Source organism: Vibrio panuliri, assembly GCF_009938205.1.
In the GTDB taxonomy this organism is placed as follows: Bacteria; Pseudomonadota; Gammaproteobacteria; order Enterobacterales; family Vibrionaceae; genus Vibrio; species Vibrio panuliri.
This window is the reverse complement of record NZ_AP019654.1, coordinates 934449-945379: the sequence shown is the minus strand read 5'-3', so window position 1 is coordinate 945379 and position 10931 is coordinate 934449. Positions and strand designations below refer to the sequence as shown.

The following is a 10931-nucleotide window of genomic DNA, read 5'->3' as shown; positions in this document are numbered from 1 at the left end:
GGTATCATGTGCGCCAATTTGTGAACTCGATTTGGTTTGCCGCTATTTTGAACGGCGCCGATACTATCAGTATCCATTTTCGCCACAATCGGCAAACCTCAATATTTCCTAGATTTGAAGGAAGCGCGTGTGAATATCCAAGCACTTATTAATGAAAAAGTTTCTCAGGCTCTAGAAGCCGCTGGCGCACCTGCAGGCAGCCCTGCAGCCGTTCGTCAATCTGCAAAAGCACAATTCGGTGACTACCAAGCAAACGGCGTTATGGGCGTCGCTAAAAAACTCGGTACGAACCCTCGCGAATTTGCGCAGAAAGTATTGGATGTTCTAGACCTAGACGGTATTGCGAGCAAAACTGAAATTGCAGGTCCTGGCTTTATCAATATCTTCCTTAGTGAAGAGTTTCTTGCCAAACAAGCGGAGTTAGCGCTAGCTGATTCACGTCTTGGCGTAGCGGCAGAAGCAGCACAAACTATCGTTGCAGACTACTCGGCACCAAACGTAGCGAAAGAAATGCACGTTGGTCACCTACGCTCAACCATCATTGGTGATGCGGTTGTACGCACGCTTGAATTCCTAGGTCACAAAGTGATTCGTGCGAACCACATCGGTGACTGGGGTACTCAGTTTGGTATGTTGATCGCCAACCTAGAGCGCGTACAACAGGAATCTGGTGAAGTATCGATGGAACTGGCTGACCTTGAAGCTTTCTATCGTGAATCGAAAAAACTGTACGATGAAGACGAAGAGTTCGCGGTAAAAGCGCGTGGCTACGTAGTTAAACTACAAGGCGGCGATGAGTTCTGCGCAGAAATGTGGAAGAAGCTGGTTGACGTAACCATGATTCAAAACCAACGCAACTACGATCGTCTAAACGTTTCACTAACTCGTGATAACGTTATGGGTGAGAGCATGTACAACGACATGTTACCTAAGATCGTTGCAGACCTTAAAGCACAAGGTCTTGCGGTTGAAGATGATGGCGCACAAGTTGTCTTCCTAGACGAGTTCAAGAACAAAGATGGCGAACCTATGGGCGTTATCGTGCAAAAACGTGATGGTGGCTTCCTATACACCACGACTGACATTGCGTGTGCAAAATACCGTTACGAGCAACTTGGTGCAGATCGCGTTCTATACTTCATCGACTCTCGTCAACATCAGCACCTAATGCAAGCTTGGACTATCGTTCGTAAAGCGGGTTACGTGCCAGAGTCTGTATCTCTTGAGCACCATGCCTTCGGTATGATGCTAGGTAAAGATGGTCGTCCATTTAAGACTCGTGCTGGCGGTACTGTACGTCTTGCCGATCTTCTAGATGAAGCAGAAGAGCGCGCAGCGAAACTGATTGAATCGAAGAACCCAGACCTTGATGCTGAAGAGAAAGCGAAAATCTCAAGCACAGTGGCAATGGCAGCCGTTAAGTACGCTGACCTATCTAAGCACCGTACTACTGACTACGTGTTTGATTGGGACAACATGCTAGCATTTGAAGGCAACACAGCGCCTTACATGCAATACGCATACACTCGTGTCGCATCTATTTTCGCTAAAGCTGGCGTGTCAATGGATGAGCTACAAGGTGATATCCAAATCACTGACGAGAAAGAGAAAGCGCTTATCGCTAAGCTAATGCAGTTTGAAGAAGCCGTTCAGTCAGTGGCTCGCGAAGGTCAACCACATATTATGTGTAGCTACCTATTCGAACTAGCAGGTCAGTTCTCTAGCTTCTACGAGGCATGCCCTATCCTAGTAGCAGAAGACGAAGCTGTGAAACAGAGCCGCCTAAAACTTGCAGCGCTGACAGCGAAGACTATCAAGCAAGGTCTATCACTACTAGGTATCGACACGCTAGAGCGTATGTAAGCTCGACTGTTGATACAAGCTATCAAGGCTGGCGTTTAACGTCAGCCTTTTTTGTTGCCCTTTGAAGCGTATTCAATAGGTTGAGCAATTATTTCGCGCACTTTTTTACCCTAAAAATCCAATTGCTTTGCTTTTGGTAGCAAAACTGCTCATAAATAAAGCAAACAGTAAAAACAGGGGTTTACAAGCTCAACACACCACTATATTATGCGCACCACACGGAGAGATGGCTGAGTGGTTGAAAGCACCGGTCTTGAAAACCGGCATACGTTAATAGCGTATCTAGGGTTCAAATCCCTATCTCTCCGCCACATTCTAAACCCTAGCAGAAATGCTGGGGTTTTCTCGTTTTAGCACACTGAAAAGTTTACACAGGGATTAAAGTCCCTCGTCGTGTGCGCCTTAGATTAAGCGCCCCGCACTCAACCACATTAAAAAAGCCCGCTAATAGTTAGCGGGCTTTTGCCATCAGGAATTGGCATAACTCTAGTAAAAGTTAATTCGAGCGAAGCGAAAAAACGTTGCCAGCGGAAGCATCTCCCCTAATTATGATGCCAGAAGAACATAATCGTTGAGCATACCGATGCGGTAACACCAGACACTAATATCAAGTCTAAAATGAAACCGGCAGCAAGAGAGCTCCTTCCGATGGTTTCAATCCCTCTTAAAAAGTGTCCCACCATCGCCCAGCAAAAGCAGAGGCCGACGAAACCCACCAAAATGTGCACCCACATGCTCCAACCAAAATCATTGAAGATAAACATGCAGTATAGTGTGGTTACGGCTGCTTGGTAAAAACCAAAAACAAGCGGCGATAATCCACCATTCGCGGCCATGATTGCTTGCTGTTCTTCTCGACTTTTTGCTTCCCATCGGCTTGAGAGATTCACGTTCTGATGCGAGTACGAGCCATTTCGATAGTAAGTCGTCTCAGTCGCATCATAACCCGCATGGTTTTGAGTTGCCGTTCTTAGGCAAATAAAATAAAGGAAGACAAACAGTCCTAACCAAAGTGCATTATCAAACTTATCTGGCACAACATTGTAGATCTGCTGACCTCGATAAAATATCACCCCGATGATTGCGAACTGAATGAGATAAATTAGCCCTTGATAAGATTCTCGACCACTAGTTTTCGACATAGTACTGCGCCTTTATTTGTTTTTATCAATCAATTGATTGAGTTAGCGTATATGTCTAAATACTACTTAATCATTAGAGTTATTAATATAGCCCCAGTACTTACAGGTGATTGTTTGGATGATATTTAAGCAAATCTTCGCTATTGATCTCGCGCTTTTCTTAAGCGCCTAGCTAAGAAATTACCATCTAGTTGATGGTGAATACTCACTTTTTGTGGCTAATTCAAACCAATCAGCCGATAAACAGCCCGTAGCAAGCCCATTAAGCGCGAGTTTTACCTTTACCGCCCATCCAAGCGCATGAAAATAGGCTTTTCCAAGGAGAGAGGCATGCTGGTAAGTTAACTCTATTTGCCTAACGATTTGCATTGAGCTCTATGAATTAAACCAACAACCCACCCGCAGAGTTTGCTCAACAAACTCTACCTCGACACGCTTAAATCGTGTGAGCTGCATAGTGTTTCAAACTAGGAAAGCGTTATACTGGCGCGATATGACAAAACAGATGGATTGAAACGATGAGCTTTGAACTGCATCCTCAATTGGCAAAAGACACCACCGTACTTGGCCACTTCCCACTAACCGTTGCTTTGCTGCATAAAGACAGTGCTGTGCCTTGGGTTATTTTGGTACCAAAGCGGGAAAACTTGAAAGAGTTGCACCATTTACCAATGCAGGAACAACAACAATTCTTGCTTGAGTCTCAAGCGGTAAGCCAAGCGTTAGAAGCAACCTTTCAACCAGACAAACTCAACTTGGGGGCGTTAGGTAATATGGTGCCGCAGTTGCACATCCATCATATCGCACGTTTCAAAGACGACATCGCTTGGCCAGGGCCGGTGTGGGGAAATACACAAGGTCAGTTTCGCAGTGACGAAGAACAAGTTGCCATTGCTACCCGCATAGGCAATGTGCTGAGTTTAAGTAGCCTATTTAGTAAAGCTTGATGGATCAAAAAAGCCACTTCAGTTGAAGTGGCTTTTCTTTAAGCTCGCAATTTTACATTGTGACGGTCAACGACAGTCCATCAGTTTGATTGACGGAATAACGAATTCGGGTCACCTTATTCGCTTTATTAGTATCAATCATGCGCGAAATCACGCCTTTCTTTATCCAAACAGAAAGCATTGCATCTACGCCATCTTCACTTAAAGCAAATTTCTTCGCGAGTTCACTTCGCGTAGCACTGCCTTGAGCATCAATGTATTGCTTTAACTCTGTCAGGATCATGCCACTTGAACCTCTAATGCCTGCTGCTGTTTTTTACCAGCAGATTTAAGCATGCGGAATACAATACCGCATACTAGCAGAATGCCGACAATCCACGCTGAGCTGCTCGCTGGGTGATCCGTGAAATGAGTGGCTTGATAATATAGAGCGGCGCTACCGTAGGCCAATCCCATTGTCCAAACCGCAATAAAACGCGCGTATTTTTGTCCAAACTCACGCACATACGCCCCCATTGCCGCGACACATGGCGTGTAAAGCAGGATAAAGATCAGGTAAGCAAACGCAGCATGGCTTGAAGCAAAGTAACCTTTAAGGTTACCAAAAATGGATGCATCCACTTCTTGCTCTTGTGCAACCGCCGAACTGTCAGTCAAATCACCAACCTCAACGCCTAGAGGATCTGAGTAGTTTAATCCCGCTAGGTTATCAGGAATGGTCATCACCGCTTCTTCCAAACTTGCCATCAGATCGTACTCGCCGCCGTCATCACCTTCACTTGGCGCGTACAAGCTGTTTAGTGTGCCCACTACCGCCTCTTTGGCAAAAATACCAGTAATAATACCGACGGTTGCTGGCCAGTTGTTTTCTGCAACACCGATTGGTGCAAACACTGGCGTAACCACTTGCGAGGCTTTAGATAACACAGAATTCTCTGAGTCTTCGTTACCAAAGCTGCCATCCATCCCCAAAGAGTTGAAGAAACTTAGAACCGTAACAACCACAACGATCGTTTTACCCGCACCAAGCACAAAACGCTTCAGCTTTTGCCAAGTTTTGATCATTACATTCTGCATAGTTGGCAGTTCATAATCAGGCATTTCCATCACAAGGCTGTCACTAGAACCAGGGTAAAGCGTATGTTTCAGCACTAAACCAGTGAACACTGCCGCAACAATACCCAGCAGGTAAAGGGCAAATACAACATTCTGTCCGCTCTCTGGGAAGAATGCCGCCGCGAATAAAGCGTATACAGGCAGACGTGCGCCACAAGACATAAATGGTGCCATTGATGCTGCTAGCTTACGTTCACGCTCTTGGTCTAGCGTTCGTGTTGCCATGATTGATGGAACATTACAGCCAAAACCTAACACGAGTGGAACAAACGCTTTGCCCGGAAGGCCGATCTTCTGCATCACTTTATCAAGCACGAAGGCCGCTCGTGACATATAACCCGAGCTTTCCAACACTGCTAGGAATAAGTAAAGACAAGCAATAACAGGAATAAAGGTCGCAACGGTTTGGATACCACCACCAATACCATCAGCAATCAAAGTTGTGAGCCATACAGGAAGGTGACCATCGAGCAGGAAATGCCCGCCATCAACCAATAATGCACCAACGCCAATATCGAAAAAGTCGATAAACGCACCACCGATGTTAATTGAGAACATAAACATCAAATACATCACAACAAAGAAGAAAGGCACGCCTATCCACTTGTTGAGAATCACGCGATCCACTTTTTCTGTAAAGCTATGGCTCAGCTTACCTTCACTACGTCGAACTTTTTTACACTGCTCGTGCAAGAAAGTGTATTTCGTATCTGCGACATGCAAGTCCACATCCATCGACAACGCGAGACGCTTTTGGTTGAGCAGTTCTCGTTGCTCAGGTTTAAGTGCATTTAGCACCAAAACATCCTGCTCGAGGGCGCGAATTGCCAGTGCGCGTGCCGCAGACTCTTGACCAGTAAAATTCTCTTCTACCGCATCTAATGTCGCTTCAAATTCACTGTCATAGTCCAGCTTCATGGCATCAAGCGTAACGCCTTGCACAACCACTTTGTGCAGCAATTCTTTAAACTCACCAACCTGAGCTTTATTATTAGCTGAAATAGCAAAAACTGGACAGCCTAGAACTTTCTCTAACGCTTTAATATCAATTGTCTGGCGCTCGCGTCGTAATGCATCCATTTTATTCAGCACCACGACCATTGGGCGACCAAGCTCGCGCAACTGAAGTGTCATATAGAGGCTACGCTCTAAACATGTCACATCGACAACGTTCACAATTAAGTCTGCTGGATGAGTTAACACTGCACGTGAAGCAATCGACTCATCAATACTATTGCTATCATTTCCGCTATCAAGTGCATAAATACCAGGAAGGTCGGTCAATAAGAAGTCGTCGCCAGAGTGAGTGTATCGACCGGTTTTCTTCTCAACAGTCACGCCTGCCCAGTTGCCGACCTGTTGTTTCGCGCCAGTTAAACCATTAAAAAGCGTGGTTTTACCACTATTAGGGTTACCTACGGTTAGAATTTGGTATTTCATTATTTCGCCTCCACCAAAATTGCATCAGCAATATTTGCGCGAACGGCGATTGATACACCACGTACCTCAACTTGCAGCGGATCGCCCATAGGAGCAAATCGAACCAGTTTGATCGGTGTTTTTGGCAATAAGCCCATTACCATTAACTTTTTACGAACATCAGAAGAGAGTTCAGAAAAACCAATGATAGTGCCCTCTTGCCCAGGGTTAAGTTGGGATAGTTGCATGAGAAATTCCAGTGCGCGAGTGTTGTTAGAAATGATAGTAATTGTTATTTACAGTTCACTCACTAATGGTACCCAAACCTCTTTGCAAATGACTTGTCTGAAATCAAACTTTACGTATTTGTAACGTTGGCTTGTACGTAGCGCTATCAAACGTAAAGATCGTCAATTTTAACTCCGTCAAAAACGTCAATTTTATATCTGACTTATTTTTTTATATTCTTCTACAAATTTTAATTACTCGACATTTCTCTTTTTATTTACGTAAAAACAATAAGTTAAATGGATTGTCGCAATTCTTATGTCATATTGGCGTTAATTTTATAAGTAAATAAAGTTAACTTGCTTATAGTGCTTCTGTCAGGCCAACAAAGGCTTTTTGACAATTAATTCCAGAGGTGGTGCCCCCGCACCACTCCGGCAGCAAGCGAAGGTGTCGTTGACACCCGTGGTATAGTCCCCCCGGCTATACCACGATATTTTTTTCTTTATCTACCTATCTCACTGTTTAAAAAGCACTTTAACCTTAAAGCTCTCTCCCCCAGCCACTTCTAAGCAATATCTATTGATTACTATCGATGGTTATTTAACGCTTAAAAATTACGCACTAGCAAACAAGTACAGTAGAAATGCCTGCGATCAAACGGGAGAGTATCAGAGCTTGTATGGTAAAAAGCATTAGGGAGTGGAACCAAGTTCAAGACCTAGTGCATGATTTAAGCAACATCAATCAAATGTTGTTAGAACGCTTCTTCGTTGAAGTTCTGTTCAACAAACTGCGTTGGGGAGACACCAAAGCGATGTTTAAAGCGCTGGCTGAAGTAGGATGGGTCATTAAAGCCGCAATCAAAGGCAACATCGGCAACTTTCGCCCCTGCGAGGAGATGTCGACATGCATTATCTAGCCGTACCTCACTGAGGTAGTCAGAAAACGTACGTTGAGTTGCCCCTTTAAAGCGACGCTGCAAACTTCTCTCCGAGACAAACAGCATCTTAGCCGCCGTCGAAGTACTAAAGTCTGGGTCGGTATAATTCTCCAATACCAGCATTTCTAACCGCTCGATAAACGAGTCGACCACACCGGACGTTGGATCATTAAGGGTAATTCGCTCAACCTCAACTAATGAGTGCTCGTTAAAATCGTGACTGCGTTGCCATGACAAGAAGACACTGTTTTTATCCTCGCACAAATCAAGCACTAAATGGCCACCACTGATATCAACCAGTTTTTCCACTTCGCCCCAGTGGCCTTCTTGGCTAGTATCGATTCTGTTCCCGTAATCGATAAAACTGAGCTGCACGTTATCGTCATTGCTGATGAGGTTCACTTCTACCGTTTGGTAACGGGAGCAGCGATTTACAATGCCATCAAACAGTAGGTTGAACAAAATATCGAGATTAAAATAGTTCAAAATAACGTAAGCATCATTGTCGCCCGACTCGCGCCACTCTACCGCTATTCCTGCTTTTGCCAACTCTTCTCTCCACCCTCCGAGGGTCGAGTTAAAAATCATCGATAAGTTGTACGCCGGAGAATCTTGCTTTTGCGATTCTCGAACATTAAGCAGCAACTCTAATTCAGACGAAATTTGATCGACAATATGCGCTTGTGAACGATTACTTTCCCCATCAATCGCTTGTTCCGCTTTCCTTAGCCGATCTTTGAAAGACTGCACTGCTTGGCTAAATATCAATCGACGAACTTGAAGCTGCTTACGCAACTGATGGTTGTTACTGAGTAGAATACGACTTTGATGGCGTAACTGGTTGGTTTTAAGTGCCACTTGCGCTTTTAGCTTGCGGTTTGCGCTTGCCACCAGTCTTGAACGCCAGTAAACCGAGCCAAACAGAATGGTAAAACCAGCAGCAACGTAACTGACTAAGGCGATAGAACTTAGATACCAAGGTTCCGTCACTTCAAAGGACAAATTACGTGCAGTTCCACGCTTCATGCCATTCACAACCGCCCTTACATATAATTTGTAGTGACCTGGAGCGAGACCTTCCATCGCTATTTGGTAACCCTCCAGTTGCGTCCACTGACTTTCATTGTTGAGCCGATATTCCAAAGATGTGCCACTGATCAACGGCATAGTACCGATCTGAACTGAAATCGATTCACCATAAGGGGCGACAATTTTTGCACCATCTATGGAACCAAACGCAACCATCTCTTGGTTAACCAGCACTTGGGAGAACAGTACACTTGCTTCTGGCACGGGACTGACCATTAAATCTTGGCTTTGCACTTTAATTAAGCTGTGCCAAGAGCCCAATAACAGCGAGTTTGGATCGTTAGCATCTAGCAAACAAAATCCATTCTTAAACTCATTGTTTATCACACCAAATGGTTGCCCATAGTGAGCAATCATACTGCCCACTGCATCATAGTGGGTTAGTCCAGCCGTCGATGTTAGCCACACCCCTGTCTCATTATCCACCAAACACTGCGGGCTGATGTGCTCATCAATCATCGCAATGGGGTTAAATGTCATTGTGTTGAGGTTAAGAACATTGACCCCATAGTTACTTGCAACCCATATACGATGAGTCTCGTCTTCTACCATGCTATGTACCGAGCCATACTTTGCACTTTGTGAGACAAATTTGAGCAAACCTTGTTTGAGTATGTACACCCCATTTTCGGTGCCGAGTATCAGTTCATCTCCGCTGGTGAGAAGCATCTTCTTCAGACTGCCGCTAGCCGAAGAGGACTGCATCCAGTTTTCAGCCACCAACTTCAACTGGTTAGTCGAAAAACTAAAACACCAGATGTTTTCACTGTTTGCGATCCAAAGGTTGCCTTTACTATCAAGGCTTAAATGTGTGATGCGTTGTCCTTTGAAGGCGGTAGTTAGCGTTTGATTGCTCAGTTTTCTGCCGTTCTTAGCATCCATGGCGACAATGCCATGATTGGTAGCTAGCCAGAGTGTACCTTTGTGTTCCAAAAGATTGTGCACGCGCCCTGCATAAAACTGCTCTTTGCGTCTATCAGAACGCAGTAGTAGTCGATAGAGACCGGAGTCTTGGATCACCCAATAGCCTTGCTTATTGTTCAGCGCCACCAAATCATTCATCTTGATGTGACTATGTTCTGAGCTTAAGTCTTGGCTAGGAATACGCTCAAACTTGTCACCAAACAGGGAGAAATAGTGAATACCTTTGTTGGTCGCAATCCACATACCGCCGCGAGTATCATTGACAATAGAGAGAATTTTACGCCCTGAAAGGGTGTATCCGGCATCTTTTTCGCCCGAATACTTGGCCATTTTGCCACTAATGAATGAGTAGACATACAACCCTCTTGAAGTCCCTATCCAATAAGCTTGGGTCGTTTCGGCCACGGAAGTGACATCTGGAGCAGGAATGATAAATTTTGGCTTTGAGGTGTTGTTGATGTCGTAAACCACCGCACCTCGTTCAGAACCTAGCACCAACTCTCGGCGTGATTTTGAATAGTAAAGTTTATCAATTGAGTTGTTCTTTGAGCGCGGGACATGCCTAAAGCCCTCTTCTTGAGAAACAAATACGCCCACTTCTGTTGCTAGCACCCAACGGTCTTTAACTCGCAGCGCGTCATTAATCGCCAAACTGGTTGATTGGTTATAGCGATACAGTTCCATTAGCGAATAAGTTGAAAACTCACCATCCGCAATCCGATAGGTATGAAAATGCGCACCATCATTTAGCCAAAGATAGCCTTCACTCGACCCCATACTCTCTATCTCACTACCAGGGGGCAGTGAAAACTCAACTTCTCGTTCGCTATGGGAGGTCGATTGATATACAAGATTGTCACTGAAAGACCAGAAACGGTCATCATGCACGACCAGTTTGGTTGCGGGATAGGGTAAAGCGGATCCCCATTTGGGAGATACGGTTTGTCCATCAAAAAAGAGTACTTTACCCCGAACATCGTGAATCCAAAGACCACCGCTTGAGGAAAGGAAGAGTTGTTTTGCGGCAAACGCACGCCCCTGACTCTCAGTCGGTAATGGATAAAATACCGATGGCGAAGAATCAAAAGCAAAAACGAACTGTGTTACGAAATAGAGCAGCGTAACGCAAAAGGTGCGTATCAATTAACTAATCCTTAAAGCATCAATAAAATGAGCACCTTAACTCTCGATGCTCATCATGCTTGTTGCCCTTATTCTATTGGATAATCACTTAATTGAATACTTAAACTGCTCGATAAG

At 44.8% G+C, this 10931-nt stretch carries 7 protein-coding genes and 1 tRNA gene; 3 read left to right on the top strand and 5 right to left on the bottom strand.

What is annotated here, in order from left to right; genetic code table 11:
- Window positions 1-129 precede the first annotated feature (129 nt).
- Both argS and GZK95_RS04310 read left to right on the top strand, forming a co-directional pair.
- Entirely contained in the window at window positions 130-1863 is a 1734-nt protein-coding gene (gene argS, locus GZK95_RS04315) for an arginine--tRNA ligase (protein ID WP_075708971.1), read from the top strand.
- A gap of 220 nt (window positions 1864-2083) precedes the next feature.
- A tRNA-Ser gene (locus GZK95_RS04310) sits at window positions 2084-2174 on the top strand.
- A 231-nt stretch (window positions 2175-2405) separates the two neighbouring features.
- Here the strand turns inward: GZK95_RS04310 and GZK95_RS04305 are convergent.
- Complete coding sequence (locus tag GZK95_RS04305; protein ID WP_075713901.1) at window positions 2406-3005, bottom strand: hypothetical protein; 600 nt, start codon at window positions 3003-3005, stop codon at window positions 2406-2408.
- A gap of 518 nt (window positions 3006-3523) precedes the next feature.
- Here GZK95_RS04305 and GZK95_RS04300 point away from each other — a divergent pair.
- Entirely contained in the window at window positions 3524-3952 is a 429-nt protein-coding gene (locus tag GZK95_RS04300) for an HIT family protein (RefSeq protein ID WP_075708974.1), read from the top strand.
- Window positions 3953-4004: 52 nt separating this feature from the next.
- Here the strand turns inward: GZK95_RS04300 and GZK95_RS04295 are convergent, their stop codons facing one another.
- The 4 genes from GZK95_RS04295 to GZK95_RS04280 form a co-directional block, all read right to left on the bottom strand.
- On the bottom strand, window positions 4005-4235 hold the full coding sequence (locus GZK95_RS04295; RefSeq protein WP_075713897.1) for a FeoC-like transcriptional regulator: 231 nt from the start codon (window positions 4233-4235) through the stop codon (window positions 4005-4007).
- A complete protein-coding gene (feoB, locus tag GZK95_RS04290) occupies window positions 4232-6508 on the bottom strand; it encodes a Fe(2+) transporter permease subunit FeoB (protein ID WP_075713895.1) in 2277 nt (758 codons plus the stop codon). The genes GZK95_RS04295 and feoB overlap by 4 nt, the downstream gene beginning before the upstream one ends.
- A complete protein-coding gene (locus GZK95_RS04285; protein WP_075708977.1) occupies window positions 6508-6735 on the bottom strand; it encodes a FeoA family protein in 228 nt (75 codons plus the stop codon). Before GZK95_RS04285 ends, feoB begins: the two co-directional genes overlap by 1 nt.
- A 737-nt stretch (window positions 6736-7472) precedes the next feature.
- Window positions 7473-10814 carry a helix-turn-helix domain-containing protein gene (locus GZK95_RS04280; protein WP_083626091.1) on the bottom strand — a complete coding sequence of 1114 codons (3342 nt, stop codon included), beginning with the start codon at window positions 10812-10814 and terminating at the stop codon, window positions 7473-7475.
- Between the last annotated feature and the right edge of the window lie 117 nt (window positions 10815-10931).